Raw genomic sequence first — 26,151 nt, forward strand, 5'->3', positions numbered from 1 at the left:
GACCATGCTCCCGCTAGAAAAGTCTTTAGATACAAAGGAGCGAATGGATGCGGTTTTCCGGTTTCCGGGTCGTCAAGGAGGCCCTGACAGGGCACAAGGGCTGGGGGATGCTATGGCGCAATCCCGATCCCAAACCCGCCTATGACATTGTGATTGTCGGCGGCGGTGGGCATGGTCTCGCCACCGCCTTCTATCTCGCCAAGACCTTCAAACAGGCGCGGGTTGCGGTGCTCGAAAAGGGCTGGCTCGGGTCGGGCAATATCGGGCGCAACACGACGATCATCCGGTCCAACTATCTCTTGCCGGGCAACGAGCCGTTTTACGAGTTTTCCATGAAACTCTGGGAGAACCTTGAGCAGGAGACGAATTTCAACTCGATGGTCTCGCAGCGCGGGATCATTAACCTCTACCACACCGATGGCCAGCGCGATGCCTACCGACGGCGCGGCAATGCGATGCTTCTGGCGGGGGCGGATGCGCGACTTCTTGGGCAGGACGAGGTGCGCGAGATCGCGCCCTTCCTCAATTTCGACAATGCGCGTTTCCCGATCAAGGGCGGCCTGATGCAGCCCCGCGCCGGCACCGCGCGCCATGATGGTGTCGCCTGGGGCTATGCGCGCGGCGCCGATATGCGCGGCGTCGATATCATCCAGAATTGCGAGGTGACGGGCTTTCGCATCGAGGGCGGCAAGGTGCAGGGCGTCGAGACCTCGCGCGGCTATATCGGAGCGGGCAAGGTCGGCGTCGCAGTCGCGGGAAATTCGAGCCGTGTTATGGCGATGGCGGGCATGCGCCTGCCGATCGAGAGCCATGTGCTACAGGCCTTCGTGTCCGAAGGTCTCAAACCGACGATTCCCGGCGTCATCACCTTCGGCGCGGGCCATTTCTATGTGAGCCAGTCCGACAAGGGCGGGCTTGTCTTTGGCGGTGATATTGACGGCTACAACTCCTATGCTCAACGCGGCAACCTGCCCGTGGTCGAGGATGTGATTGAGGGCGGCATGGCGCTCATGCCGATGATCGGGCGCGCGCGCCTCCTGCGCTCTTGGGGTGGCATCATGGACATGTCGATGGACGGCTCTCCCATCATCGACCGAACCGAGATCGACGGGCTCTATTTCAATGGCGGCTGGTGTTATGGTGGGTTCAAGGCAACCCCGGCCTCGGGATATGCCTTTGCCCATCTCCTCGCCACCGACCGCCCGCACGAAACAGCCGAAGCCTATCGCTTTGATCGTTTCGCGCGCGGCTATGTCATCGACGAAAAGGGCGTTGGCGCCCAACCCAACCTGCATTGAGGTGACGGTATGCTGATCCCCCATCCCCTTCTCGGTCTACGTGACTCACAGGAGTTTACCTACCTTGGCGATGCTGCGCTCATGGATCGCCCCGATCCCGCAGGCGGCAATGCCGAAGCGGCGTTCACCGACTATGTCTTCCTGCGTGACAACCCGGCAGGTGTCCATCGCGAGCTTTGGTTCCATGAACAGGGCGACCGTTCCTGGCTCGTCGTGACGCGCGATACCGTGACCCATGAAATCCTCGGCGCGGAACTGGCGCGCGATGTGAAACTTAACGAGGAGGGCGCGCAATGACCCGGCTCAATGGCGGTCTTGTCGATCGCGGCACGACGCTCTCGTTTGCCTTCAACGGCAAAAGCTACGCAGGCCACCCCGGCGATACGCTCGCCTCCGCACTTCTTGCCAACGGTGTGCAGCTCATGGGGCGGAGCTTTAAATATCACCGCCCGCGCGGCGTTTTCTCGGCCGGATCGGAAGAACCGAACGCCATGGTCGAACTGCGCGAAGGCGCGCGGCAGGAGCCGAATACCCGCGCGACGGTCACTGAACTCTACGATGGCCTCATCGCCCGGAGCCAGAACCACCTTGGCCCGCTCAACCGTGATCTTCTCGCGATGAACGACTATTTCGCGCCCTTCTTCGCGGCGGGGTTTTACTATAAGACCTTCATGTGGCCGCGCGCCTTCTGGGAAAAGCTCTACGAGCCGATGATCCGGGGCGCGGCGGGGCTTGGCCGCCTGTCGAAGCAGGCCGACCCGGATGCTTATGACAAAGGCTTCCTGCATTGCGATCTCCTTGTGATCGGTGGCGGCGCGGCGGGGCTTGCTGCGGCGCTGACGGCGGGCCGTGCGGGCGCGCAGGTCATCCTCGCGGACGAAGATTTCCGCCTTGGTGGGCGGCTTCTCGCAGAGAGCCATACGCTTGATGATGCGCCCGCGACCGGTTGGGCCGCAAGCGTGGCGCAGGAACTCGCCAGTCTGCCGAATGTGCGCCTGATGACGCGCACGACGGTGTTCGGCGTCTACGACCATGGCGTCTATGGCGCAGTGGAGCGGGTCGCGGATCATCTCGCAACCCCCGGTCCTCGCGTGCGTCAGTCGCTCTGGCGGATCACCGCGAAACGCGCTGTCCTCGCGGCGGGCGCGACCGAGCGGCATATCCCTTTCGCGGACAATGACCGCCCCGGGATCATGCTCGCAGGGGCGATGCGCGCCTATGCCAACCGCTGGGCGACCGCCCCGACGCGCAACGCTGCTGATCCGGTCGCGGTCTTTGCGAACAACGATGACGGCCACCGCACCGCGCTCGACCTCATGGCCAAGGGCGTGCCGGTCCTCGGCGTGATCGATCCGCGCCCGGACGCGCCCCGCCTTGGAGACTATGACCTTTTCGCGGGCGGCGTGATCGATGGCACCAAGGGGCGGCTTGGCCTCTCCGCAATTCGCATCACGCAGGACGGCCGCTCCTCGTGGCACCGTTGTGGCGCGCTCGGTGTCGCCGGGGGCTGGAACCCCAATGTCCACCTTGCCTCGCACCATCGCGGGCGCCCAGTCTGGGAAGAGACGCTTCTTGCCTTCGTGCCGGGCACGGGCGGGCCGTCCGGCCTGTTCCCCGCCGGGGCCGCAGCTGGTAAGGGCAGCACCGCCGCCGCCTTGCAAAGCGGCATGGAGGCAGCACGAAAAGCGCTCGCGGAGATCGGCATTGCCGCGACTGCGTTGTCTTTGCCCGACGCAGAGGACGCGCCGATCCGGCAAGCTGCCTTCTGGCATGTGCCAGGCAAGCGTCGCGCATGGGTCGATTTCCAGAATGACGTGACCGTCAAGGACATTGCCCTGGCGCATAAGGAAAACATGCGTCCGGTCGAACATCTCAAACGTTGGACCACCCTTGGCATGGCGACGGATCAGGGCAAGACGGCCAATATCTCCGCGCTCGCCGTGATGGCGGAACTGACCGACAAGACGATCCCGGAAACCGGCACGACGATCTTCCGCCCGCCCTATACCGGTGTGTCGCTCTCGGTGCTTGGCGGTGGCGATACCGGTGCGCATTTCCGTCCCAAACGCCTCACCCCGACCCATCATTGGGCCGAGGAACAGGGCGCGGTGTTCGTCGAGGTCGGCGCATGGATGCGGGCACAGTATTTCCCGCGCCCCGGCGAAACCCACTGGCGCGAAACCGTCGATCGCGAGGCCAAGGCCGTGCGTGCCGGTGTGGGGCTCTGCGATGTCACGACGCTCGGCAAGGTTGATGTGCAGGGGGCGGATGCCGGAGAATTCCTCAACCGCCTCTATTCCAACATGATGGGCACGCTCGCTGTTGGCAAAGTCCGCTATGGGTTGATGTTGCGCGAAGACGGACATGCCTATGATGATGGCACCTGCGCGCGCCTGTCCGAGGATCACTACGTTGTCACCACGACGACAGCCAATGCCGGGCCGGTCTATCGCAATATGGAATTCGCGCGCCAATGCCTCTGGCCGGACCTTGACGTGCAGGTCATCTCGACCACGGATGCCTGGGCGCAGATCGCTGTCGCCGGACCGAAATCGCGGGCGCTGCTCGAACGTATCGTCGATGAATTCGACCTCTCGAACGCGGCTTTCCCCTTCATGGCATGCGCCGAGATGACCGTCTGCAAGGGCCTGCGTGCGCGGCTGTTCCGTATCTCTTTCTCGGGTGAACTTGCCTATGAGATCGCGGTGCCTGCGCGCTATGGCCAAGCCCTCATGGCGCGGCTCATGGAGGCGGGCGCGGACCTCGGTGTGACCCCCTACGGCACCGAGGCGCTTGGCGTCTTGCGGATCGAGAAGGGCCATGCCGCCGGGGCCGAGTTGAACGGTCAAACCACGGCGCAAATGCTTGGTCTTGGGCGCATGGTGTCGCAGAAGAAGGACTCGATCGGCGCGATCATGTCGCGTCGCGAGGGCCTTGCCGCCGACCGTCGCCGTCTTGTCGGTCTGACTCCTGTCGACCCTGCCGCCACCGTCACCCCCGGCGCGCATCTCTTCGCGGAAGGTGCGGCGCGTTCCATGGCGACGGATCAGGGCTGGATCACCTCCGCGGCCTTCTCGCCGCATCTGGGATCGTCCATAGGCCTCGGGTTTCTCGAAGATGGAGAGACCCGCATGGGCGAAATCCTTGTCGCCGCGAACCCCCTCGAAGGACAAGAGACCCGACTCAAGGTCGTCTCTGCCCATTTCATCGACCCGGAAGGAGAGCGTCTCCGTGACTGACCTGACACCGATCACCGCCCTCGGGGCCAAGACCGCGCGCAAGGAAACCTACGACGCGCTCACACTCTCCGAAAACCCCGAGCTTGCCTTGGCCTCGCTTGCCCTGCGCCGCGATCAAACCCCGCCATCACCTTTCGGTCTGCGCCTTCCGGACCCCGGACACTGCGCAGACAAAGGCTCGGTCGCAGCGTTCTGGACCGCCCCCGGCCAATGGATGATCGAGGCGCCGGGCCGTGCCAACGAGGATTTTGCCGCACGTCTAGAAGAAGAGGTTCCGGGGGGCTCCATCTCCGAGCAAACCGATGCCTGGACCGCCATCGAGATCACGGCGAAAAATTCGGCGGCGCTTGAGGCGTTGATGCAGAAATTGGTCAATCTCGATCCCGCGCAAATAGCACCGGGACACGCTGCGCGAACGGGCTTGGAACACATGAGTGTTTACCTTATTCGCAGGTCGGAGACACACCTAGCAGTGATGGGGATGCGCAGCTTTGCAGCGGCGCTCTGGCATGCGCTCGTGACGGCTGCGGCGCGCATTGATCAGACGGCCTAATATCCTCGAACTGACCCGCTTTCGGGATGCTACATCCCTCTCTCTTTTCCTTACCGCGCCCGGCGGGACCATGACCACTTGGAGACCGACATGACCAAACATTGCCTGACCGTTGCCTGTGCAAGTCGCCGGGGTATCGTCGCCGCAATTGCGACCTTCCTTGCCGAGCACGGCTGCAACATCACCGACTCTTCGCAATATGATGACATGGAGACCGGCAATTTCTTCATGCGGATCAGCTTTACCTCTGAGAAGGGCGCCACGCAGGAGCAACTTGACGCCGCTTTCGACGCCATCGCGCAAGAGTTCGAGATGCGTTACGCCTTCCATGACCTTGCCAGCAAGATGAAGGTCGTGATCATGGTCTCGCGCTTTGGCCACTGTCTCAACGATCTTCTGTATCGCGTCCGCATCGGGGCGCTGCCCATTGAGATCGTTGCAGTGATTTCAAACCATATGGACTACCAGAAGGTCGTGGTGAACAACGACATCCCATTCCATTGCATTCGCGTCACCAAGGAAAATAAACCTCAGGCCGAATCCGCTATCATGCAAGTTGTGGAGGAGGCCGGGGCCGAGTTGATCGTCCTTGCGCGCTATATGCAAATCCTCTCGGATGAGATGTGTCAGAAGATGTCGGGACGGATCATCAACATCCACCACTCCTTCTTGCCGTCCTTCAAAGGTGCAAACCCCTATAAACAAGCCTATGCGCGCGGCGTGAAACTCATTGGGGCGACCTCGCACTACGTGACGGCGGACCTCGACGAAGGACCGATCATTGAACAGGACATCGTGCGCGTGACCCATGCGCAAAGCCCCGAGGACTATGTCTCGCTTGGTCGCGATGTCGAAAGCCAAGTCCTTGCCCGCGCGATCCACGCGCATGCCAACCATCGCGTCTTTCTTGACGGCAACAAGACCGTCGTATTCCAAGCTTCGCCCGGCAGCTATTCAAGCGAGCGTATGGGCTAGGGCACTGGTCGCGTCATGAAGACAGCGCTTGGCGTCCGAGAGGATCTCTTCTGATGAGGTTTGCTCTCGCGCGTAGAGAAAGACCTGCCGCATGTCCGGCAGGTCGGCGACCGGGCGAAACACCAATCCCTCCGGGGCAAGCTCGGTGACAAGCTGCGGCAGCACCGTGATCCAATCCCCCTCGCGTACCATGGCGAGAAGGGATTGCGTATTGTGCACCGTGATATCGACCCCGGCGAGCGCGGCACGAAAGGCCGGGGTCTCGATCTGGTCGCATAGCGCATTGCGCAGAAACGGCGCGCTAAACACATCCGCGATGGTGAGGGGGGTGGTCCGCATTGCAAGCGGATGCCTGTCCGCCAGCACGATCCCGAAGGGATCACGAAACAAGAGCGAAGTGGCGACACCGTTCAGCATATGTTCTGACGAGGCAATCCCGATGTCGGCCCAGCCCTGAACCAAGGCTTCTAGAACCTGCTTCGTGTCTGCGTCGCGCAGTTCGATGCGCAGGCCCGGGTGCTGTGCCGACATGCGCCGAACCAAGTGCGGAAAGGCCAAAGACGCGACGGATGGCACCGCCGACACCCGCAATAGACCCTGCGGTGCCCGCGCCGAAAGCTCGATGGCAGAAACGGTGCTGTCGAACTGGCTGATCTGGCTTTGTCCGAGACGCAAAACTTGTTCGCCAAGTGGTGTGAGACGGTTCTTTCGCTCACCCTCAAAAAGCGGGCTGCCAAGGTGCATTTCAAGCTGTTTCAAGGTCATTGAGACGGCGGATTGCGTGCGGCCAAGCCGGTCTGCCGCATCCGCGAGATTGCCCGCCTGTGCCACAGCACAGAAACTGCGCAGCATTTCGATCTTGATTGCCATCACTTAAGGTTTCCTGAAATTTCTTTCAATTGTTTGAGTTTGACTGATGCGGTCTGCCTTGTCCATCCTGAGCCAATACCACCTATCAGATAAAGAGGGCTCTCTTGCTCCATATGAACCTGATCGCCGGCGATTGGCTGGCTGGCGAAAGCGAAATCGAAAACCGCAACCCGTCCGACCTTTCGGACCTGATTGGCGTCTATGCGCAGGCCTCCCGCGATCAGCTTGAGGCAACGCTCGATCAGGCCCGGCAGGCACAGCGCGAATGGGCCGCCTACGGGCTTGAGCGCAAACAGGCCGTTCTGATGAGTATCGGCAACGAGCTGATGGCGCGCGCCGAAGAACTTGGCACGCTTCTAAGTCGTGAAGAGGGCAAACCCTTCGCCGAGGGCAAAGGCGAGGTCTATCGCGCCGGGCAGTTCTTTACCTATTACGCCGCTGAATGTCTGCGCCAGATCGGTGAGAATGCGGACTCCGTGCGCCCCGATATCGAGGTTGATGTGCGCCGCGAGCCCATTGGCGTCGTTGCCGTCATCAGCCCTTGGAACTTCCCCACCGCGACCGCCTCTTGGAAGATCGCGCCCGCGCTTTGCTACGGCAACGCCGTGGTCTGGAAACCGGCTAACATGACCCCCGCGTCCGCTTGTGCCTTGACCGAAATCATCGCGCGGCAAGACATCCCGAAGGGGCTCTTCAGCCTCGTCATGGGATCGGGTAGCAACATCGGCCAGCGTCTTGTCGAAAGCCCGAAGATCGACGCGATTTCCTTCACGGGGTCGGTGCCCGTCGGCAAGGGCATCGCCGCCTCGGCGATCCAGAATTTCACCAAGGTGCAGATGGAGATGGGCTCCAAGAACGCGCTGGCGGTGATGGAGGATGCCGATCTCGACCTTGCGGTCACTCTCGCGCTTGGTGGTGCCTTTGGTGGCACGGGACAGAAATGCACCGCGTCCTCGCGCCTTGTTGTGCATGAGGCTATCCACGATGCCTTTGTCGAGAAGCTCGTTGCCGGGGCCAAGGCGATGAAGGTCGGTCACGCGCTCGAGGAGGGCATGCAGATGGGCCCGGTCGTCAGCGCGCAGCAGCTTGAGGAAAACCTCGCCTATGTCGAGCTCGGCAAATCGGAAGGGGCTGAACTGGCCTGTGGTGGAGAACGCCTGGCCCTCGCACATGAGGGCTACTACATGTCGCCCGGCGTGTTCCTGAATACCCGCAATGACATGCGCATCAACCGCGAAGAGATGTTCGCGCCGCTGACTTCGGTCATCAAGGTCGCGGGCTATGACGAGGCGCTCTCGGTGGTCAACGATACCGCGTTCGGTCTGACCTCGGGTATCGTCACCAAGAGTCTCGCCAAGGCGACCCATTTCCGCCGCAATGTCCGTACCGGTGTCGTGACGGTCAACCTGCCGACCGCCGGGACCGACTATCACGTCCCCTTCGGCGGGCGTGGTGACAGTTCCTACGGCCCCCGCGAACAGGGCTGGGCCGCAGCGGAGTTCTACACCACGGTCAAGACCGCCTATATCAGCGCAGGCCCCGTCTGATGCGGATAGATGGGCTGCAATATGCCAATTGGTCGGAAAAGATCTTCCGGCAACTGCGTCAAGGCGGCGTGGACGCGATCCACGTCACCATCGCCTATCATGAGAATTTCCGCGAAACGGTTCTCAACTTCGAGCAATGGAACCGTTGGTTCGAACAATACCCGGACCTCATCATGAAGGGTCTTTGGGCTTCAGATATCGACAGGGCGCGCGAGACAGGACGCACGGCGGTGTTCTTCGGGTTTCAAAACCCGTCGCCCATCGAGGACGATATTGGCCTTGTCGAGATCGTGCACACGCTTGGCGCGCGGTTTATGCAGCTCACCTATAACAACCAATCGCTTCTCGCGACGGGGTGTTACGAGGCCGAGGATGGCGGCCTCACGCGTATGGGGCGGCAGGTCATCAAGGAGATGAACCGCGTCGGCCTCGTCATCGACATGAGCCATTCCGGCGATCGCTCCACGATCGAAGCCGCCGAAGTCTCCGAACGCCCCATCGCCATCACCCACGCCAACCCGCACGACTGGGCGCCTGCGCTGCGCAACAAGCGCGACACGGTGATCCGGGCGGTGACGGAAAACGGCGGGATGCTCGGCTTCTCGCTTTACCCGCACCATCTTCGCGACAAATCCGCCTGCACCTTGCAGGGCTTCTGCGAGATGATCGCACGCAGCGCGGATCGCTATGGCGTAGACCATCTCGGGATCGGGTCGGACCTCTGTCAGGATCAACCTGATAGCGTTGTCGAATGGATGCGTGTTGGACGCTGGAGCAAGGAGATCGACTATGGCGAAGGCTCTGCCGCCGCGCCGGGCTTTCCTCCCATGCCAGACTGGTTTCGCGACAACCGGGATTTTGGAAACCTCGAAGATGGACTGCGCGCGGTGGGCATGAATGCGGATGAGGTCGCAGGCATCATGGGCGGCAACTGGTACCGTTTTTTCGCCGAGAACTTCCAACCGAAAGGGCAAGAGTAATGGTGGCACGGCGCGCACCTGACACGGTCATGACACTGGCCCGTCTCGGCTCGTTGCATCAGTCCCGCCTGTCATTCATGCGTCAGTTGACCCGCTGTATGGCAAACGAAGGATGGCGCTTTGATCGCAGGGTGTTTGACATTGACGACGGCGGTGTTGGCCACGCCGTCTTTACCGCTCACGGCCCCGCGCGCGCCTATTCCCTTGTCGCCTTCGCCCATGACCTGCCGCCTGAGATGCGCTCTGACAGGGTGATCGCGACGGCGTGGGACGCGACATTCGCGCTTTTCGACGGCATCCCAACCCAAGACGATATCGACCGTCTGTCCCGCAACGTCCCCCTGCAAGAGGCCGGGCGCGTTAGCGAACGCGAGATTTCTGTCAGTCGCGCCAATCGGTCGGTGCGCCTTTGGGATCATATCGTCGATGCGCTCTCGCGCGGGCAACAGCCCGACCCCGCGCGCCTTGCCGAGGTCGGCTATCTCATGCGCACAACCGCTGTCTACGGATCGGGCAAACTCGGCGCGGCGGATCGCGAAGTGATCGCGGATCGCCCCGAGATGCAGGCCCCATTCCAAGCCGAGATGCTATCGGTCTACCTTACACGTTGGTTCGTGCGCGACCTGATCGAGCACATGGCGCGCGCTCGTGGCGGCAAGATCGCGGTGCCGCTCGCGCCGCAATCGGCCCAACGCCTTGGCATCGGCAATTCCACCGGCCTTGGCATGGCGCCTTTCCTCGTGACCCATCCGGTGCTTTTCAATAACTGGATCATGGCGCGCGAAGAGGCCATTGCGCGCGTCCGTAGCCTTCGCGATGCCAGTGTCGCCGAGGGTGACCAGTTCCGGGCCTTCTTTTCCCGCGCCGCTTTGTCTGTGGCGGCATGGAAGACCGAGCACCCGATCCAAATCGCCAAACTGGCCGACCTGCGCCGCGATGTCGAATCCTTGCGCACCCATCTCGACAGCGCCGACCTGCAAAGCGCTGCAGCTTGGGACCGCCTCATGCGCTGGGCAGAGACGCATCTGAGCCTCGAGGGGCAGGAATGGCTCGCGTCACTGATCCTTGAACCCTATGGCGCCCTTGTGGATGGCCTCGGCGCTTGCATGGCCGATGCAGCGACAGATGCATATGTCATCGACGGTGCCATGACCGTCCGCGCGGCGATGCAATGCCTAGAGGACAGTTTTGGTTGGGCGCTCAAGGTGGACTGGGCCGCGCCGGAGAATTGCGCGCGGGCGTGGTACGTCTCTGAGGAAAAACTTGAACCGCGCCTTGGCGAGCGGTTTGAAGAACCGATTGCGCCCTTTGAACAACCTCTCGCTCCCGCGCGTGATGCCGCCGCGGCCCATGCGTTGCTGCGTGGTTGGGACGCCGATGCGCCGGTGGCCGACGTCCTTGCCACACATCCCGCGCACCGCAATGCCATCCGCCGCGCCCAGATCACCAAATTCGCCCCCTATGGCGAAATCCGCTCCAATACGATCGGGGCGGATTTGCTGCCCATAGACATGCTCCGCGCCAAGCTTTCTTTTTTCGGCGTGACGCATTTCGATCCCCGTTCGGATCGCTGGGTGCGGGTTTCGATGTATGCAGGCGCGCCCTATCCGTCAGATCTTTGCATCGCAAATGCGGATGATTGGGTCTACCCGGAGGTCTCGCAATGAGCTTTTCCTTGAACGAGGTGGAGGCCATGGCGCGCAAAGCCGCGCGCGGTGCGGGGTTTGACTGGGGCGTGGCCGAAGACGCGGGCCGCGCTGTGCGCTGGCTCTGCGTGCAGGGGATTGATGGGGTAGCGGCGCTCTGCTCTGTGCTCGGGCGGGCGCATCCAGACACAGACTGCCCGCTCTTGCTGGGCTGTGCGCTCTCAGATCGGGCGGCCCACCTTCTCAAGGAGCCGATGCGGCTAGAAGGGGTGGCCCAGCCAGTTCTCCTTTTGCCGTTCATCGCGATGGCCGCGCGCCAAACATCGCAAACGCTTTGGGTCGAATGTGATGGGGCCCATGCGGTCACGGACGGGCGGGGGCTTGCGATGACAAGACCCTTTGTGCCCAAGGCCACTTACGTCGAGATCTGTGTCGATGGGGTGCTCTCGGCGCCACGCCCGCATCAGTCTCGCGCTCAGCCCGACGCGGCCGACTGGGAGACCCTCACAGGTTATGCCCATAGAACCTATGCCCCTGCGACCGAAGATAGCCGCCTGCGCGGTGCTGGTGCGGGGCTTTCCGACAATGACTGATCCGAGGTGCCCATGACCAACACGCAAATACTGACCCTCGCCGAGATCGAGGATCTCGCCTTGCGCGCCCTCGTTGCCGCAGGCACATCCGAAGCCAATGCCCGCCCCCTCGCCATCGCGACCGCGGCCACCGAAGCGGATGGCGTCGCAAGCCATGGTCTGGCGTATATCCCGATCTACTGTGAACATGTCCTATGTGGAAAGGTAGACGGTCAGGCCATGCCGCAGGTGTCCCTGCCGCGCCCCGGAGTCGTGGTGGTCGATGCTGCAACGGGCTTTGCGCACCCTGCGATCGACGCCGGATTTGAACGCCTCATGCCCTTCGCGAAAGAGCAAGGTATCGCGGCGCTCGCCATTCGAAACAGCTATAACTGCGGCGTGCTGGGCTATCATACTTATCGTCTTGCACAGGCGGGGTTGCTCGGACTTGGATTCACCAATGCACCGGCTTCTATCGCGCCTTCGGGAGGGGCCAAGCCCGTGGTCGGGACCAACCCGTTCTCAATCGCGGCGCCCGGTCCAAACGGTGCCCCGACGATCCTGATCGATCAATCGGCAAGCACCATTGCCAAGTCCGAAGTCATGAAACACGCCCGCGAAGGCAAACCGATCCCGGAAGGCTGGGCGCTTGCGCCGGACGGAACCCCGACAACCGACCCCGAGATCGGCCTCAAAGGCTCCATGGCGCCGTCCGGAGGCTACAAAGGCGTTGGCATTGCGCTACTGACGGAATTGATGGCGGCCGCAATGACGGGAGCCACTCTTGGTATCGACGCGTCGCCTTTCTCGGGAACGATGGGTGGTCCGCCCAAGACCGGACAGTTCTTTGTCGCGGTCGATCCCGGCGTGACCTCCGGTGGCGCTTTTGGGGATCGCCTTGCAGCCCTCGCCGCTGCGATCCATGCGCAAGAGGGAGCGCATTTGCCAGGGGATGGGCGCCGTGCCAAACGTGCTTGCGCGGCCTCGGAAGGAGTCGCGGTCAGCGTGGCTACATTGTCAAAGATCAACGCCCTGCTGGCGGCACCCCGCGCCTAGGCCGCCTTCGCGTCGCGGTAAATCGCCTTGACCTGATCGGCGAGGGTCATCGGGTCGAATGGCTTGATCAAGACATCAATTGCGCCAAGATCGCGCAGCTTGGCAAGATCTGCGTTCGACGCCTTGGCCGTCATGAATACGATAGGAATATCCTTGAGGCTGTCGATCTCGCGGATGTGTTGGTAGGTCTCTTCGCCGTCCATATTCGGCATCATCACGTCGAGCAGGACAAGGTCGGGATTGACGTCGGCAATATGGCTGAGCGCCTCTTCTCCCGACGGGTATTGTTCGACTTCAAGACCACCGACAAGCGCAAGAGACATGCGCACGATCTCGCGGATGTCGGGTTCGTCGTCAATATGCACAACGCGTTTGAGATCAGGCATCTGGCTTCATTCTGCTAGGGGAAGGTTTGTATCAACGCTACCCTTTGAACTGTATGCTGTCCAGCATGTTCAACCCTTAGGCACCGATCCGGTTGCCGACTGCTCCCGGCTTCATCGCTTCGGGATCGACTTCGAGAAGTGGCAGGGAAATACGGAAACAGGTGCCCACGTTCTCTGCCGTGTCAAAGTCGATGGTGCCACCAAGGCGGTCTACCTGCGATTTGACAATCGAGAGCCCAAGCCCAGAGCCATGTACGTTGCTGCGCACCTGTTGGTCTGTCTTGACGAACCGGCTGAACAACTGGGGTTGCAGGTCTTTCGGAACCCCCATGCCATGGTCGCGCACAAAGAGCACCACGCGACGCCCCTTCCGCTCGGCCCAGACATCGACCGTGCTGTCTTCGGGCGAGAACTTCGCCGCGTTTGACATCAGGTTTGCAAGGATCTGTTCGAGCATCCGCTCGCTGCCATTGATCCAGACCTCCTCGGTCCCGACCGGGTCGCGGTAGGTGATCCCGAGCTCCGTGCCGTAGCCCTGGTTGGACGCAATCGCCGCCGCAACGGCCTCGGCCATGTTGATCGGCACGAGAACTTCGTGGCGGGCCTCATGCTCGGCCTTCTCGGCCTCAAGGATTTGCGCAATGAGATCGAGCATCCGGTCACTGTTGCGCAGGGCAATCCCAACAAGGTTCTTGGCCTCTGAAGGCATCGGTCCCATAGCGCAGGAATCCAATAGCCCCATCGCGCCTTTGATACTTGTCAGCGGGGTGCGCAATTCATGGGTGATGATTGAAATCAGGCGATTGCGCTCGCGCTCAAGCTCGACGTTGCGGGTTACTTCGCGGAACATCGTGAGGATACGCGGCGCATCGCTTGTGACGACAACGCGGTAGGAATGCGCCTCGTAGATCTCGCCGCTGATCGCGTTTTCCATGCGTGCGGTCCATTTGCCTTGCGTCGCCGTGTTCTGACAGGTTTCGACCATGGCGTCGCGATCGGAGACATAGCGCGTGTCCCAAAGGGTCTTACCCTCAATCTCGTTCGCGTCCCAGCCCTGCTCGGCAAGGGCAAAGGCGTTCATGTAGAAAATCTTGAAATTCTTCGGATCATAAAGCACGACCGCATCCGTCATCTTGTCAAAGGCGGCTGTGACAAGTTTCTGGTTTTCCTTGATTTTCTGGCGGGAGATGTCGATGCGCAAGGACAGGTTCTTGACGTGCTTCTTGTCGTCATCCATGAGCGGCACAACCGTGTTCTGGGTCATCGCGCGACTTCCATCCGCGCGCAGGAGCTGGGTTTCTCCAGACCACATGCGCCCGGTCTTGGTCTGCGCACGAATGGCGTCCGAGATGTGCTTCTCCTCGTCCGGGTAAAGCTCGTGAATCGATGTCCCGATAAGCTCGTCTCGCGAGTATCCGAATGCCCCGAGGAATTTCGAGTTCACTTCGAGGATTTCGCCATCGGTGTCGGTCACACTGACCAATCCGTGCTCGAACAGAGCCTTCTTCTGAAACGCGAGTTCAAGCTCCTTGTCGCGGAGTTTCTGTTCCTGCAGGCCTGTAATCTTGTTCTTGCGCGCAAAGGCAATACCGCTGAGGACGATAATGATCCCGACCAGCAGCGCGTTCAGCGCTAGAGATATGTTCCACAAATCAAACATTTCATATCTTTCTTGCTCTCCCTGCCGACAAGAAAATGAATGTCGGCACGCGATCCCCGGTTCTTCCAGGTGTCATCGCATTGCGGGATACACTGACAGGGAATTCGGGCTGAAATGTGAACAGGGAAGGGCGGTTCGGGGGTCTGTTTGTACCGGATTTGCGGCCCTATGCGGCGACGTCCTCCTCCCAAAGGGGGATCGTGAAGGTGATTGTTGTGCCGTCGTTTGAGGTGCTGACAACGTCGATTTCGCCACCGTGGAGGGCGACAATGTCTTTGGAAATGGCAAGGCCTAGACCCGCTCCGCCTTCGTTGCGTGTGCTCGAGGCATCGGCTTGGGTGAAACGGTCAAAGATATCCTCAAGCGCGTTCTTGGGGATGCCGATCCCGGTATCAAGGACCGAGATTTGCATCATGCTGTCCTTGATATCCGAACGCACGGTGATGCTGCCTTTGTCGGTAAACTTGATCGCATTGCTGATGAGGTTGATGAGCACTTGGCGCAGGCGGGTCTCGTCGCATTTCAGAGTCGCGTTTTCGATCTCGGCCACGAGCTCGATATCCTTGCCCTTCGCAAGAGACTGCATCTGCGAAATGGTCGACTCCACAACCGGCTGCAGATCGACAGGTGCAATGTCGATATGCAAGCTGTTGGCCTCAATCCGGGATAGATCGAGCACGTCCCCGATCAGCGCCTGAAGCTGCTTGCCTGCGGACTCGATCTTGCCCGCCATGGTGCTCACTTCGTCGACCATCGCCGTATAGCCATCTTCCAGCGCTGTTTCGCCGGTTGCCTGCACCACTTCCCGCAAAGCTCGCGTCGCCGGAAGCGCTTCCGGATTGCGCAGGAAAGCATTGAACCCAAGCACGACCGTCATCGGCGTCCGCAACTCATGGCTGACCATATTGAGGAACTGGGTCTTGGCCTCATCGGCCCGCTTCGCCTTTTGAAGCGCGACATAGAACTCCGTCACGTTGGCGGCGGTGCCGATATAGCCTGTAAACACACCGGCTTCATCGAAGACAGGTTTACCGCTGGTGCGGAACCACGTCTCCTGTGCCTCATTGAGGTTGCTGCGGTAGACAACATTATGGAAAGGCTCGTGCGCTTGCATTTGATGCAGGTGCTCTTCGTAGTTCATATACGCGCCTTCATGCATGATCTCGGCGCGTGTGTGTCCGATGACGTTCTCCCGCGGAGTCCCCGTCGCCTTTTCGAAACCGGGCGAGAGGTAGGTGATCCGCATTTCGGCATCTTGCTCCCAGAACCATTCCGTCGCGATATCGGCGACATCGGCGAACCGGGCCTCAGCCGTGTCGCGTTCCTTGATCGCCGCGCGCAAACGGTCGTTGGTGCGCTCGAGCCAACGTTCCTGGGCCATAAGGTCCGAGATATCGACTCCGAAGCACACCACACCGCCTTCTTGGGTGCGGTGGCTGAAGATCTTGTAGAAACGGTCATTGCCAAGGTGCAGGTCGAATTGCGATCCCTTGCGGCGCAGTTGCACGAGGAGAGCCTCGATCCGCGCTTCACGCTCATCGCGCGATGCATGCGGAAGCTCAAGGAACACAAGCCGCTCGAGCAATTTGCGGATCGGCGTGCCGGTCTTGAGACGCGCTCGGGCATCCGGCAGGAACTGCATTGCGCGGGCGTTGACGATTTCAAGCTCGCCCTCCGCGTCGAACAAAAGAAATGCCGCCGGAACGGTATCAATCGCGTCGCGCAGCCGGGTTTCCGCGATCTCAGCACGCTTACGGCTCTCGACCTGCTCCGTAATGTCGACCCGAATGCCAACGCGCCCGCCGTCCGGCGTTTCCATCTCGCGCACGCGGAGCCATTTGCCACTACCAAGTTGCTGCTCGAGCGTGAAATCGGCCTGACGGTGCGCATCGAGCCGCTCCTCGAGCCACTCCTCCTCGCGCCCGATCGCTTCCTTATACTGGCCGTTCGTGAGCCCGTACTGAAGGATTTCGCGGAACGTGACGCCGGGTTTGATCGCGGGGGCGCTGTCCTTGTAGATTTCGCGATACCGCTCGTTGCAGATCACGAGCCGATCCGAGGAATCATAGAGCACGAACCCATCCCCCAGCACATCAATCGCCGCGCGGAGCTGTTCGGCCTTGATCGACGCTTCCTGACGCAACCAGAAGAGCATGTTCGTGGTGGCCAACGCGGCGGTCGCGAGCAGGAGGAAGATAATCACTGTCTTTGCGCTAAGAGTTCCGCTTGTCCATCCGTCCTTGGGCCGCACGACAAGCGTCCAACGCCCGTCCGGAACGTCGATCGTCCGGCGAATGCCGTCTGTTTCAAACAGGCGCTGATCCCCGAGGATCGGCGTGCCATCCTCCGTCTTGCGCATGGCGACGACAAGAGGTGCGGGAATGGCGTCGCGCTCAAGATCGGCCAGAAGGGCTTCGGCCGAGAACACGATGGAAATAAGGCCCCAGGGGTGCGCGTTCTCAGCGGAATCTAGGATCACAGGCACCCGAAGGATGAATCCCGGATACCCCTGCAAGAGCGGCACAGGCCCCTGAAGGATATTCCGGTTCTCACGTAAGGCGGCTTCGGCGAGCCTGCGCTGCGCCGGAATATCGTCGAGCTTGCGACCGATGACATGGGCATTCTCGTCGAAGGGGTGGACATATTCGACAGTGTAGTCGCGGATCGTCGCAACATTCACCAGCGCATCATGGCCTTTGACGATCTCCTTTGCGAAGCGCGTAAAACTCTCTTGCGTGAGATCGGGGTCAAGCGTGATCGCCCCTTTGAAGGCGCTGCCAACCAAAAGCGCATTGGTCACTGCGTTGGAGACGTTCTCTGCATATTCGGCAATCGCGGCATGCGCGGTAAGCTGTTCTTGCTCGCGCTGGTCGCTCGTGTCGATCCGGGTCTTCATCCAAAGGAACGCTGCAATCAGACAGAGCAAGACAACATTTGTCGCGACTACCGTGAGTTTTCCCGCAGGTCGCAGTGTCTTTTTATTCGTCATAAATCACAACCATAGGAGGATGAAAGCCCGCTCGCATATATCGTAGACGGAAACAAAGCAACGTGTGAAGGCGAAAATCCCAAATACCTTCCGGCGTGTCACAGTTGCCATAGAAAAACCGGACGTTTGATCGATTTACCTATATAAAGTCGTTTAATTATAATGGCTTGTGGAATTTTCGGAAAAGATGTCGCGTCGTAAGGAATTTTTAACTTCGCCTGATTTTCGCCCTAATTCGCCTTTAGGCTGAACCACATAGGCAGAAAACCGAAATCGGTTGACCGAATAAGACCGTATGGCTGGAGAGTAGATACATGAAGATTTTGGCCGTTGACGATGAGCCCCTAATCCTGCGGCTTTTGGAGACGACTCTGAAAGGGCTCGGCTACTCCGAAAATACGTTTGCCGAGTCCGGCGCCGAAGCTCTGAAGTGCCTCAATGCAGCACCGGAGCCTTTCGACTGCATCCTCCTCGACATTCGCATGCCCAACCTGTCTGGTATCGACCTCCTCAAGCAAATTCGCCAGCTTCCGTCTTACCGGTCGACGCCGGTGATCATGCTGACGGCGCTCTCGGAGAAGTCTTATATTGACGAGTCCTTTGCCAACGGGGCGACGGACTACCTCACGAAACCGCTTGATGCGACAGAGCTTCTGGCGCGGTTGCGTGTGGCGCGTCTTCTCTGTGAGGCCAATACCAACCAACAGCCGAGCGTTGGCGCCCTGCCGGCGCGCGAGGGCGAGAAGTTCGATTTCAGCGATGCGATCCAAATCGAAGATGTGCCGCGCGTGGTGAATTCTCTGGCGATGGAGAACTACCTGCTACAGCTTGGACGTCTCGGGATGTTCAAGCTTGGGACTATCGGCTTTCAGATCCGCAATGCGAATGGTCTCTACGCACACGAAGGCTGCGATGAGTTCCGCGAAATACTCACGGATGTCGCTGACTGCATCTTCGAGGCGACCCGCGCGGTCAATCCGGTGATTTCCTACCTCGGAAGCGGTTGCTTCATTGCGATTGTGCCCCGCAGCCCCAATTTCTCGAGCGAAGACCTCGAAGACCTCATCACCACCCATCTCGTCAACTACCGTACCGAAGAAGGGTTCGATGCAGAGGACGAAGTCCGGGTTCTTGTCGGCGAACAGATCAATGGTAGCCTTTTCGGGTCGAGCCCGCTTAAGATTATTGATCAGGCACTGGAGTCCGTTCAGAAGCGCCATGCCTTCGTGCCGAGCCGCGTGTCGACACGTCTTATGGCCATCTAACCAAGCGTGTAGTCACAAGTACCAAGTATAAAGAGACCAGCAATGACGATGGCAATGACCAAAGAACTCTATGATGCTCTCAAGGACATCCGTGAGAGCTTTCTCAACGATCTCGTGAACCAGATCGGTCAGATGGAAGAGTTCTGCAAATACCTCGATGATCCCGACTATGCGCTACCGGCGATTGTCGGGTTGCAGGGCATTGTGCACAAGATCAGTGGCATCGCTGGCAGCGTCGGCTTTCCGAAACTCGGAGAAGAAGCTGGTCGGCTCGATATCGCGTTTGGTGAGATCGTGCAGGAACCCTATGACGCCGCCTCGATCGACGCCGTGCGTGGGCAGCTTGAATCGTTCCTCTACCGTCTTGAGGATGCATTCGAAGAAAAGCTCGTGCCGACAGAAGACGGGCGGTTCTGAGAAGAGCCCCGCATCCGTTGACGGATCACTCCGCCATCATCTGCTCAACAATCTGGCGCTGGCGCTTGCACTGAAGCTTGTCGCGCAGAGGGCTATCGGGGTCGATATCCTTCTTGCAGACCACGCACTTGTCCGTGCCTTCAATGGCATTGAGACCGCCGCAGCTTCCCTTGATCGTCCGGCCTTTGGCAATGACGCCAATGCTCATGCCGACGACAATGATCAACAAGAAAAAGAATGCCAGGAAGAAGGTGCTGAGGGCCATTGCGGTGCCTTTAGTCTGTCTTGGTCAGCGCGGTAAAGGCGCTGCTCTCATCTAGGATATAGGACTGTCCGTCCGCCTGTCTATCGCGGGAAATGAAGAAGACTGCAACCCCGTGCCGTTCTGCAACGGCAAGACCCCGCTGGCGCCCAAGAACGAGCATCGCCGTCGCCCAAGCATCTGCCATCATGGCATTTTCCGCCAAGACGGTCGCTGAGGTCGTGGCGTGGGTGACGGGACGGCCTGTGGTAGGGTCAAGCAGATGTGAATAGCGCCGCCCATCACGCTCAAAGAAATTTCGATAGTCGCCAGAGCTCGCCATCCCGAGCCCGCTTAGCGCGATGACGCGCTGTACGTTGTTCTGGCTGCCCGGCTCCGGTGTTTCAATGCCAATCCGCCACGGCTGTCCCTTGTCGTTCTGCCCGCGCGTGACAAGATCGCCGCCGATTTCGACCATGTAGTTCTCGATCCCGGCGTCGTGAAGAATCGCGGCCACCGCGTCGATCCCGTAGCCCTTGGCAATCGCCGCAACGTTGACCTCGACCTCTTGCATCTCCTTGGCAAGACTGGGGAATTCCGGATCGAGGCGAAGGAGCCGGGACTGACCAACGCGCGTCAACGCTTTGGCAATCTCGGCCTCTGACGGCACCGGGTCTTCTGCCTGCCGCGTTCCAAACCCCCAAAGTTCGATCAGCGGCCCAAGGGTCACGTCAAACATACCCTCGCTTTGCGTATGTACCTCCGCTGCGCCTTGTATGACATGCGCCAATTCAGGCGAAATCGGCTGTGGAGAGGTGTCCTGCGATGCGGAGAAACGGGAGATCTCTGACTCCGGATTCCAGTTCGACATCTTGGAGTCTACGTCGGCTAGTACGGTCTCGAGCTGCACCCCAAGCGCCACCTCATCAAGATCTTCGCCAATGGCGATGATGTGGTATTGCGTGCCCATCGTCTGCCCCGAAAGGCGCAACACCTCGCGCTCTCCGCCCGGCAGGCAGGCCGCAAGCGGCAGCAGGAGAAGAACCAGAAGCCGCCGCATCGCTCAGCCCTTTAACGGCACAAAGGCCAGCACGAGCAACCCGACGAACGCCACGAGTCCAAAGAGCCATGCACGGGTCTTCCAGCCCGAATCCGTCTCGCGCTCTTTCCAAGCCTTGCGGAACCGATGCCCAGCCAACACCACAATCACGACGAGGATCGTGCCCGAAAGCGGTGTCAGGTGCAGAGAGGCAAGGAAAGCTGGCAAGGGTAGGGGCCTCGCATGTTGAAAGTCAAGACTGGCACCATATCGGCGCCGGGGTACAATGGAGGTCTAGCGGAGGAAAGGAACTAGACTCATGGCACCAAGCTCTTATCAGCCCCCCATGCGCGGCGACAAGGCCGATAGCACGACCTATAGCCAAACCAGTGGCTCCAACCTTGCCCATTCCCTGACCACCGTTTCCAAGGTTCTCGAGGCCAAGGGGGGCGATGTGGTCTCTGTGCGCCCGAACGATACCATTGGCACCGTGGTCGAGGTGCTGCGCGACAAGCGGATCGGCGCGGTGCTCGTCACAGACCAGAATGGTGGCCTTGTCGGCATCCTCTCCGAGCGGGATATCGTGCGCCGCATGGCCGACACGCCGGGGCAGACCCTGCCGCAATCCGTGAGTGACCTCATGACGTCCGATGTGCAGACCTGCCGCCCGGACGAAGCCTTGACCGATATCCTCAAACGCATGAGCGAAGGCCGTTTCCGCCACCTTCCCGTGATCGACGAGAGCGGCCTCTGCGGCATGATCACCATCGGTGACGTGGTGAACTTCCGCCTCAACGAATTGGAATACGAGGCACTTAAGATGAAACAGATGATTGTCGGCTGATCCGGCAATCAAGGTTACGAAATGAATAGGGCGGGGAAATCCCCGCCCTTGTTTTTTGTTAGCCGCCGAAATCGTCGAGCATGATGTCTTCCCGGTCCACGCCCAGATCAAGGAGCATGTTGATGACCGATTGGTTCATGATCGGCGGGCCGCACATGTAGAATTCGCAGTCTTCCGGCGCCGGGTGGTTCTTGAGGTATTCCTCGAAAAGAACATTGTGGATGAAGCCGGTATAGCCTTTCCAGTCATCCTCCGGCAGCGCATCCGAAAGCGCCACGTGCCATTCGAAGTTGTCGAACTCCTCGGCGAGTTGGTCAAAGTCCTCGACAAAGAACATCTCGCGCTTGGAGCGGGCGCCATACCAGAAGGTGATCTTGCGATCCCGGTTCTCAAGACGCTTGAGCTGGTCGAAGATGTGGCTGCGCATCGGCGCCATACCCGCACCACCGCCGATAAAGACCATTTCCTTTTGCGTATCGCGGGCAAAGAACTCGCCGAACGGGCCGGAAATCGTGACCTTGTCACCGGGTTTGAGGTTGAAGATGTAGGACGACATCTGCCCCGGAGGAATCCCGGTCGAGCCCGGCGGCGGCGAGGCCACGCGGACGTTGAGCATGATAAGCCCTTTTTCTTCCGGGTAGTTCGCCATGGAATAGGCGCGCTCGATCGGCTCGCTTACCGTCGACTCATATTGCCAGAGATTGAACTTGTCCCAGTCCGGGCGATACTCTTCCTCAACGTCGAAATCCTTGTAGGAGAGCTTGTGCGCCGGCGCTTCGATCTGGATATAGCCACCGGCCCGGAAGTTGACGTTTTCGCCTTCCGGCAGTTCGAGAACAAGGTTCTTGATGAAAGTCGCGACGTTTTCATTGGAGCGCACGGTGCACTCCCATTTCTTGACGCCAAAGACCTCTTCGGGAACTTCGATATCCATGTCCTGCTTGACCGCGACCTGACAGGACAGGCGGTCGCCACAGGACGCCTCGCGCTTGGTGATGTGGCTTTCCTCGGTCGGCAGGATCGACCCGCCTCCCGAATGCACTTTGACCCGGCACTGGGCACAGGTGCCGCCGCCGCCACAGGCCGAGGGGACGAACATCTTTTCCGCCGCGAGCGTTTGCAGAAGCTTGCCACCGGCGGGAACCGAGATGGTCTTTTCGCCATTGATGGTGATGTTGACATTACCAGACGAGACCAGACGCGAGCGCGCGGCGAGGATGATCGTCACCAGCGCCAGAACGATCAGCGTGAATAGGGCAACGCCGAGAGTGAAGGTTTCCATCGTTCAACGCCCCCTTAGAGTTTCACGCCAGAGAAGGACATGAAGGCCATCGCCATCAGTCCCGCAGTGATGAAGGTGATGCCAAGGCCCTGAAGCCCGTCCGGCACGTCCGAATATTTGAGCTTCTCGCGCACGCCTGCCATGGCCACGATGGCCAACGCCCAACCAAAGCCGGAAGAGACACCATAAGTCGCTGCTTCGGCAAAGTTGTAGTCGCGCTCCACCATGAAGAGCGAGCCACCGAGGATTGCGCAGTTCACCGTGATGAGCGGCAGGAAGATCCCCAGCGCGTTGTAGAGCGGTGGGAAATACTTATCGAGTGTCATCTCAAGGATCTGCACCATCGCCGCGATCACCCCGATATACGAGATCAGACCGAGGAAGGTCAGGTCTACATCCGGGAACCCAGCCCAGGCAAGCGCACCGGGTTTCAGGAGGTAGGTGAGAAGCAGGTTGTTGGTCGGCACCGTGATGGCCTGCACGACCATGACCGAGATACCAAGGCCAAGCGCGGTCGAAATCTTCTTGGAGACGGCGATGAAGGTACACATCCCGAGGAAGAAGCTAAGCGCGAGGTTTTCTACAAAGACGGCCTTAACGGCCAGCGAAATGAGCCCTTCCATCAGTGCCCCTCCACCGTCTGAATTTTGAATTCACGCTCTTCGACCTGTTTGGGTTTCCACGTGCGGAAGCCCCAGATAAGAAGACCGATCGCGAAGAACGCCGAAGGCGGCAGAAGAAGCATACCGTTGGGCACGTACCAGCCGCCATTGTTCACCGTCTGAAGGATGGTCACGCCAAACAAGCTGCCCGACCCGAACAGCTCGCGGATGACACCGACAAGCATCAGGATCAGACCATAGCCAAGCCCGTTGCCGATCCCGTCGAGGAACGCCGCGCCCGGCGGGTTCGACATCGCAAAGGCCTCGGCGCGGCCCATCACGATACAGTTGGTGATGATAAGACCGACAAAGACCGAAAGCGTCTTGGAGATCTCAAAGGCATAGGCCTTGAGGATCTGGTCCACGAGGATCACGAGCGAGGCGATGATGACCATCTGCACGATGATCCGGATCGAGCTCGGGATCTGGCTACGCAGGATCGAGATGAAGAGCGACGAGAAGGCGGTCACAAAGGTCACCGCAAGCGCCATCACGAAGGCGACCTTGAGCGAGGACGTCACAGCCAGCGCCGAACAGATCCCCAGAACCTGAAGCGTGATCGGGTTGTTGTCGACCAGCGGGTCGACGAGAAGTTCTTTGCGTTTCTGGGCCATCAGAGCTCTCCCGCTTTGAGTTTCTCGAGGAACGGGGCGTATCCCTGATCGCCCATCCAGAAGTTCACGAGGTTATCGACACCGACCGAAGTCAGGGTCGCACCGGCCAGCGCATCGATATGGTGCTCGGGACCGGCGGGCCCTTGTGCCTTGGCGACCGAGATTTGCAGCTCGCCGCTCTCGTCAAAGAGCTTCTTGCCGTTCCAGACCGCCTTCCATTTCGGATTGTCCACCTCGGCACCAAGACCGGGGGTCTCGCCGTGCTGGTAGAATTGCAGGCCGAAGATATCGTTGCCGTTCTCCTCGATGGCGATAAAGCCATAGAGCGTCGACCACAGGCCATAGCCCCGGATCGGCAGGATCACCTTATCGAGCGCGCCGCTCTCATCCTTGAGAAGATAGATGGTGCGGAATTTCGACTGGCGGCCAATCGCGGCCGGGTCATTCTCGAGCGCGATGCTCAGCTCGGGGTCATCCACCGCGGCGGCATCATCGAAAGTCGCCGCGTCGAACTGGTCCGAGAAGTCGCCAGAGGCCAGCTCGAGCACTTTCGGCTCAAAGTCGGCAAAGGCAGCGGCGACATCCATCCCCGGCTCATAGACGCCCGCAACCTGCAACACGTTGAGTTGCTTGTCGCGTAGCTTGTTAGCCTCCTGCACCGGGCGCAGGCTCACGGCGGCGACCGAGACGATCATCGAGGCGACGAGACAGATCGCGACGGCGACGAAGATGGTCTTGCCGACAGAATCCGGCGATGCGGCTAGAAAGCGACCAATCGGCCCCTTCGGCGTATCAGGCGTTTGCGTATCAGACATGGCGACGCGCCCTCCGTTTGATGTTGGCCTGCACGACAAAATAGTCGATCAGCGGCGCAAAGACGTTGCCGAACAGGATCGCGAGCATCATGCCTTCCGGGAAAGCCGGGTTGATGACCCGGATCAGGACGACCATGACCCCGATCAGCGCGCCATAGATGAAGCGGCCCATGTTGGTGTGGCTGGCCGAGACCGGCTCGGTGACCATAAAGGCAAGGCCAAAGGCATAGCCGCCGAGGACCAGATGCCAATGCCAAGGCATCGCGAACATTGGATTGCTGTCCGACCCGATCACGTTGAGCAGGGCCGAGAAGGCGATCATCCCGCCGAGGCAGCCCACGATCAGACGCCAGTTCGCAATCTTGGTGATGAGCAGGAAGGCGAGGCCGATGGCACAGGCCAGAGTCGAAGTCTCCCCGAATGACCCTTGGATCGTGCCATAGAAGGCATCCAACCAAGTGATCCCTTCGACCGCCAGCGCGTCCACGCCGTCACGCGCGGTCACACCAAGCGCGGTCGCGCCTGAGAACCCGTCCACCGGGGTCCAGACCGAGTCGCCCGACATGTTGGCAGGGTAGGCGAAGTAGAGGAACGCCCGGCCCACAAGCGCGGGGTTGAGAAAGTTCTTGCCCGTGCCGCCAAAGACTTCCTTGCCGATCACGACGCCAAAGGAAATCCCAAGCGCCACCTGCCAGAGCGGCGCAGTGGCCGGCATGATGAGCGTGTAGAGCATCGAGGTGACAAGAAAGCCCTCGTTGACCTCATGCCCGCGCACCGTGGCGAAAAGCACTTCCCAGATACCGCCCACGACAAGCGTCGTGATGTAGATCGGCAGGAAATAGAGAAGCCCATGCGCGAAATTCGCCAGCGGATTGGAGGCGTCGAGCGAAATGCCGAGCATCTGCAAGATGGCAATCCGCCAGCCCGAGGCCGAGCCTTCGCCAAGCGCGGCAATGGCGCTGTTGGCCTGAAGGCCGGTGTTGAACATGCCCCAGAGGATACAAGGAATGGTCGCGATCACGACATAGGTCATGATCCGTTTCATATCCACGTAGGAACGGGCGTGCGGGGCGACCGTGGTCACGGTCTTTGGCGTATAGACCAGCGATTCCACCATTTCGTAGAGCGGGAAATACTTCTCGTACTTGCCCCCCTTTTCGAAATGCGGCTCGATCCGCTCAAAGAAGCTGCGCAATCCCAT

The 26,151-nt window shown here is 60.1% G+C and carries 25 protein-coding genes; 13 read left to right on the plus strand and 12 right to left on the minus strand.

Translation table 11 applies throughout. The features are described 5' to 3' along the window. Nucleotides 1–47 precede the first annotated feature (47 nt). The 5 genes from MK745_RS15405 (at nucleotide 48) to purU (ending at nucleotide 6,065) form a co-directional block, all read left to right on the plus strand. Nucleotides 48–1,298 carry a sarcosine oxidase subunit beta family protein gene (locus MK745_RS15405; protein WP_243614147.1) on the plus strand — a complete coding sequence of 417 codons (1,251 nt, stop codon included), beginning with the start codon at nucleotides 48–50 and terminating at the stop codon, nucleotides 1,296–1,298. 9 nt (nucleotides 1,299–1,307) lie between these two features. Then, nucleotides 1,308–1,595, plus strand: a complete 288-nt coding sequence (locus MK745_RS15410) for a sarcosine oxidase subunit delta (RefSeq protein WP_243614148.1) — start codon at nucleotides 1,308–1,310, stop codon at nucleotides 1,593–1,595. Further along, complete coding sequence (locus MK745_RS15415; RefSeq protein WP_243614149.1) at nucleotides 1,592–4,537, plus strand: sarcosine oxidase subunit alpha family protein; 2,946 nt, start codon at nucleotides 1,592–1,594, stop codon at nucleotides 4,535–4,537. Before MK745_RS15410 ends, MK745_RS15415 begins: the two co-directional genes overlap by 4 nt. Then, entirely contained in the window at nucleotides 4,530–5,090 is a 561-nt protein-coding gene (locus tag MK745_RS15420; protein ID WP_243614150.1) for a sarcosine oxidase subunit gamma, read from the plus strand. The genes MK745_RS15415 and MK745_RS15420 overlap by 8 nt, the downstream gene beginning before the upstream one ends. A gap of 90 nt (nucleotides 5,091–5,180) precedes the next feature. Beyond that, a complete protein-coding gene (gene purU / locus MK745_RS15425) occupies nucleotides 5,181–6,065 on the plus strand; it encodes a formyltetrahydrofolate deformylase (protein ID WP_243614151.1) in 885 nt (294 codons plus the stop codon). On the opposite strand, the gene MK745_RS15430 is transcribed toward purU, so the two are convergent. After that, nucleotides 6,045–6,935 (minus strand): LysR family transcriptional regulator, encoded by an 891-nt coding sequence (locus tag MK745_RS15430; protein ID WP_243614152.1) that lies wholly within the window; start codon nucleotides 6,933–6,935, stop codon nucleotides 6,045–6,047. The two genes, purU and MK745_RS15430, sit on opposite strands and share 21 nt — an antisense overlap. A gap of 113 nt (nucleotides 6,936–7,048) precedes the next feature. Between MK745_RS15430 and MK745_RS15435 the strand changes: the two genes are divergently transcribed. From MK745_RS15435 to MK745_RS15455, 5 genes are read left to right on the plus strand one after another with little or no spacing between them, the layout of a single operon-like run. Further along, nucleotides 7,049–8,482 (plus strand): aldehyde dehydrogenase family protein, encoded by a 1,434-nt coding sequence (locus MK745_RS15435; protein ID WP_243614188.1) that lies wholly within the window; start codon nucleotides 7,049–7,051, stop codon nucleotides 8,480–8,482. Continuing rightward, nucleotides 8,482–9,462, plus strand: coding sequence for a membrane dipeptidase (locus MK745_RS15440; protein ID WP_243614153.1), 981 nt, complete (start codon nucleotides 8,482–8,484; stop codon nucleotides 9,460–9,462). Before MK745_RS15435 ends, MK745_RS15440 begins: the two co-directional genes overlap by 1 nt. Next, a complete protein-coding gene (locus tag MK745_RS15445; RefSeq protein ID WP_243614154.1) occupies nucleotides 9,462–11,129 on the plus strand; it encodes a hypothetical protein in 1,668 nt (555 codons plus the stop codon). Before MK745_RS15440 ends, MK745_RS15445 begins: the two co-directional genes overlap by 1 nt. Beyond that, the gene (locus tag MK745_RS15450; protein ID WP_243614155.1) at nucleotides 11,126–11,701 is read left to right on the plus strand and encodes a DUF3726 domain-containing protein; all 576 of its coding nucleotides are present in this window, start codon (nucleotides 11,126–11,128) and stop codon (nucleotides 11,699–11,701) included. The genes MK745_RS15445 and MK745_RS15450 overlap by 4 nt, the downstream gene beginning before the upstream one ends. Nucleotides 11,702–11,713: 12 nt before the next feature. Continuing rightward, a complete protein-coding gene (locus MK745_RS15455) occupies nucleotides 11,714–12,736 on the plus strand; it encodes an Ldh family oxidoreductase (protein WP_243614156.1) in 1,023 nt (340 codons plus the stop codon). Here MK745_RS15455 and MK745_RS15460 read toward each other — a convergent pair. The 3 genes from MK745_RS15460 to MK745_RS15470 form a co-directional block, all read right to left on the minus strand. Beyond that, complete coding sequence (locus tag MK745_RS15460) at nucleotides 12,733–13,122, minus strand: response regulator (protein ID WP_243614157.1); 390 nt, start codon at nucleotides 13,120–13,122, stop codon at nucleotides 12,733–12,735. The genes MK745_RS15455 and MK745_RS15460 overlap by 4 nt on opposite strands. A gap of 76 nt (nucleotides 13,123–13,198) precedes the next feature. Next, the gene (locus MK745_RS15465; RefSeq protein ID WP_243614158.1) at nucleotides 13,199–14,782 is read right to left on the minus strand and encodes a sensor histidine kinase; all 1,584 of its coding nucleotides are present in this window, start codon (nucleotides 14,780–14,782) and stop codon (nucleotides 13,199–13,201) included. A gap of 166 nt (nucleotides 14,783–14,948) precedes the next feature. Further along, nucleotides 14,949–17,678 carry a PAS-domain containing protein gene (locus MK745_RS15470; protein ID WP_243614159.1) on the minus strand — a complete coding sequence of 910 codons (2,730 nt, stop codon included), beginning with the start codon at nucleotides 17,676–17,678 and terminating at the stop codon, nucleotides 14,949–14,951. 407 nt (nucleotides 17,679–18,085) lie between these two features. On the opposite strand from MK745_RS15470, the gene MK745_RS15475 reads away from it, so the two are divergent. Both MK745_RS15475 and MK745_RS15480 read left to right on the plus strand, forming a co-directional pair. Next, the gene (locus MK745_RS15475; protein ID WP_243614160.1) at nucleotides 18,086–19,036 is read left to right on the plus strand and encodes a response regulator; all 951 of its coding nucleotides are present in this window, start codon (nucleotides 18,086–18,088) and stop codon (nucleotides 19,034–19,036) included. A gap of 42 nt (nucleotides 19,037–19,078) precedes the next feature. Next, on the plus strand, nucleotides 19,079–19,453 hold the full coding sequence (locus MK745_RS15480) for an Hpt domain-containing protein (RefSeq protein ID WP_243614161.1): 375 nt from the start codon (nucleotides 19,079–19,081) through the stop codon (nucleotides 19,451–19,453). Between the two features lie 25 nt (nucleotides 19,454–19,478). Here the strand turns inward: MK745_RS15480 and nqrM are convergent, their stop codons facing one another. The 3 genes from nqrM to MK745_RS15495 are packed head-to-tail and all read right to left on the minus strand — an operon-like array spanning nucleotide 19,479 to nucleotide 20,961. Further along, nucleotides 19,479–19,718, minus strand: a complete 240-nt coding sequence (gene nqrM, locus MK745_RS15485) for a (Na+)-NQR maturation NqrM (protein WP_243614162.1) — start codon at nucleotides 19,716–19,718, stop codon at nucleotides 19,479–19,481. A gap of 10 nt (nucleotides 19,719–19,728) precedes the next feature. Further along, a complete protein-coding gene (locus tag MK745_RS15490) occupies nucleotides 19,729–20,754 on the minus strand; it encodes an FAD:protein FMN transferase (protein WP_243614163.1) in 1,026 nt (341 codons plus the stop codon). A gap of 3 nt (nucleotides 20,755–20,757) precedes the next feature. Continuing rightward, the gene (locus MK745_RS15495; protein ID WP_243614164.1) at nucleotides 20,758–20,961 is read right to left on the minus strand and encodes a hypothetical protein; all 204 of its coding nucleotides are present in this window, start codon (nucleotides 20,959–20,961) and stop codon (nucleotides 20,758–20,760) included. Nucleotides 20,962–21,052: 91 nt separating this feature from the next. Between MK745_RS15495 and MK745_RS15500 the strand changes: the two genes are divergently transcribed. Further along, complete coding sequence (locus MK745_RS15500) at nucleotides 21,053–21,577, plus strand: CBS domain-containing protein (RefSeq protein WP_243614165.1); 525 nt, start codon at nucleotides 21,053–21,055, stop codon at nucleotides 21,575–21,577. A gap of 58 nt (nucleotides 21,578–21,635) precedes the next feature. On the opposite strand, the gene nqrF is transcribed toward MK745_RS15500, so the two are convergent. From nqrF to MK745_RS15525, 5 genes are read right to left on the minus strand one after another with little or no spacing between them, the layout of a single operon-like run. Next, nucleotides 21,636–22,859: an NADH:ubiquinone reductase (Na(+)-transporting) subunit F gene (gene nqrF / locus MK745_RS15505; RefSeq protein ID WP_243614166.1), complete on the minus strand. Its 1,224-nt coding sequence runs from the start codon at nucleotides 22,857–22,859 to the stop codon at nucleotides 21,636–21,638. Nucleotides 22,860–22,873: 14 nt separating this feature from the next. Next, a complete protein-coding gene (gene nqrE / locus MK745_RS15510) occupies nucleotides 22,874–23,482 on the minus strand; it encodes an NADH:ubiquinone reductase (Na(+)-transporting) subunit E (RefSeq protein WP_243614167.1) in 609 nt (202 codons plus the stop codon). Next, entirely contained in the window at nucleotides 23,482–24,135 is a 654-nt protein-coding gene (locus tag MK745_RS15515; protein ID WP_243614168.1) for an NADH:ubiquinone reductase (Na(+)-transporting) subunit D, read from the minus strand. Before MK745_RS15515 ends, nqrE begins: the two co-directional genes overlap by 1 nt. Then, nucleotides 24,135–24,950 (minus strand): Na(+)-translocating NADH-quinone reductase subunit C, encoded by an 816-nt coding sequence (locus MK745_RS15520; RefSeq protein ID WP_243614169.1) that lies wholly within the window; start codon nucleotides 24,948–24,950, stop codon nucleotides 24,135–24,137. Before MK745_RS15520 ends, MK745_RS15515 begins: the two co-directional genes overlap by 1 nt. Next, complete coding sequence (locus tag MK745_RS15525) at nucleotides 24,943–26,151, minus strand: NADH:ubiquinone reductase (Na(+)-transporting) subunit B (protein WP_243614170.1); 1,209 nt, start codon at nucleotides 26,149–26,151, stop codon at nucleotides 24,943–24,945. The genes MK745_RS15520 and MK745_RS15525 overlap by 8 nt, the downstream gene beginning before the upstream one ends.

It is taken from the genome of Shimia aestuarii (genome assembly GCF_022814865.1).
GTDB classification, from domain to species: domain Bacteria; phylum Pseudomonadota; class Alphaproteobacteria; order Rhodobacterales; family Rhodobacteraceae; genus Shimia; species Shimia aestuarii_A.

Bases quoted from the DNA above. Each gene is read 5' to 3' on its own strand.
- MK745_RS15405 (WP_243614147.1), top strand. From the start codon at position 48: ATGCGGTTTTCCGGTTTCCGGGTCGTCAAGGAGGCCCTGACAGGGCAC.
- MK745_RS15410 (WP_243614148.1), top strand. From the start codon at position 1,308: ATGCTGATCCCCCATCCCCTTCTCGGTCTACGTGACTCACAGGAGTTT.
- MK745_RS15415 (WP_243614149.1), top strand. From the start codon at position 1,592: ATGACCCGGCTCAATGGCGGTCTTGTCGATCGCGGCACGACGCTCTCG.
- purU (WP_243614151.1), top strand. From the start codon at position 5,181: ATGACCAAACATTGCCTGACCGTTGCCTGTGCAAGTCGCCGGGGTATC.
- MK745_RS15430 (WP_243614152.1), bottom strand. From the start codon at position 6,935: ATGGCAATCAAGATCGAAATGCTGCGCAGTTTCTGTGCTGTGGCACAG.
- MK745_RS15435 (WP_243614188.1), top strand. From the start codon at position 7,049: ATGAACCTGATCGCCGGCGATTGGCTGGCTGGCGAAAGCGAAATCGAA.
- MK745_RS15440 (WP_243614153.1), top strand. From the start codon at position 8,482: ATGCGGATAGATGGGCTGCAATATGCCAATTGGTCGGAAAAGATCTTC.
- MK745_RS15445 (WP_243614154.1), top strand. From the start codon at position 9,462: ATGGTGGCACGGCGCGCACCTGACACGGTCATGACACTGGCCCGTCTC.
- MK745_RS15450 (WP_243614155.1), top strand. From the start codon at position 11,126: ATGAGCTTTTCCTTGAACGAGGTGGAGGCCATGGCGCGCAAAGCCGCG.
- MK745_RS15455 (WP_243614156.1), top strand. From the start codon at position 11,714: ATGACCAACACGCAAATACTGACCCTCGCCGAGATCGAGGATCTCGCC.
- MK745_RS15460 (WP_243614157.1), bottom strand. From the start codon at position 13,122: ATGCCTGATCTCAAACGCGTTGTGCATATTGACGACGAACCCGACATC.
- MK745_RS15465 (WP_243614158.1), bottom strand. From the start codon at position 14,782: ATGTTTGATTTGTGGAACATATCTCTAGCGCTGAACGCGCTGCTGGTC.
- MK745_RS15470 (WP_243614159.1), bottom strand. From the start codon at position 17,678: ATGAAGACCCGGATCGACACGAGCGACCAGCGCGAGCAAGAACAGCTT.
- MK745_RS15475 (WP_243614160.1), top strand. From the start codon at position 18,086: ATGAAGATTTTGGCCGTTGACGATGAGCCCCTAATCCTGCGGCTTTTG.
- MK745_RS15480 (WP_243614161.1), top strand. From the start codon at position 19,079: ATGACGATGGCAATGACCAAAGAACTCTATGATGCTCTCAAGGACATC.
- nqrM (WP_243614162.1), bottom strand. From the start codon at position 19,718: ATGGCCCTCAGCACCTTCTTCCTGGCATTCTTTTTCTTGTTGATCATT.
- MK745_RS15490 (WP_243614163.1), bottom strand. From the start codon at position 20,754: ATGCGGCGGCTTCTGGTTCTTCTCCTGCTGCCGCTTGCGGCCTGCCTG.
- MK745_RS15500 (WP_243614165.1), top strand. From the start codon at position 21,053: ATGGCACCAAGCTCTTATCAGCCCCCCATGCGCGGCGACAAGGCCGAT.
- nqrF (WP_243614166.1), bottom strand. From the start codon at position 22,859: ATGGAAACCTTCACTCTCGGCGTTGCCCTATTCACGCTGATCGTTCTG.
- nqrE (WP_243614167.1), bottom strand. From the start codon at position 23,482: ATGGAAGGGCTCATTTCGCTGGCCGTTAAGGCCGTCTTTGTAGAAAAC.
- MK745_RS15515 (WP_243614168.1), bottom strand. From the start codon at position 24,135: ATGGCCCAGAAACGCAAAGAACTTCTCGTCGACCCGCTGGTCGACAAC.
- MK745_RS15520 (WP_243614169.1), bottom strand. From the start codon at position 24,950: ATGTCTGATACGCAAACGCCTGATACGCCGAAGGGGCCGATTGGTCGC.
- MK745_RS15525 (WP_243614170.1), bottom strand. From the start codon at position 26,151: ATGGGATTGCGCAGCTTCTTTGAGCGGATCGAGCCGCATTTCGAAAAG.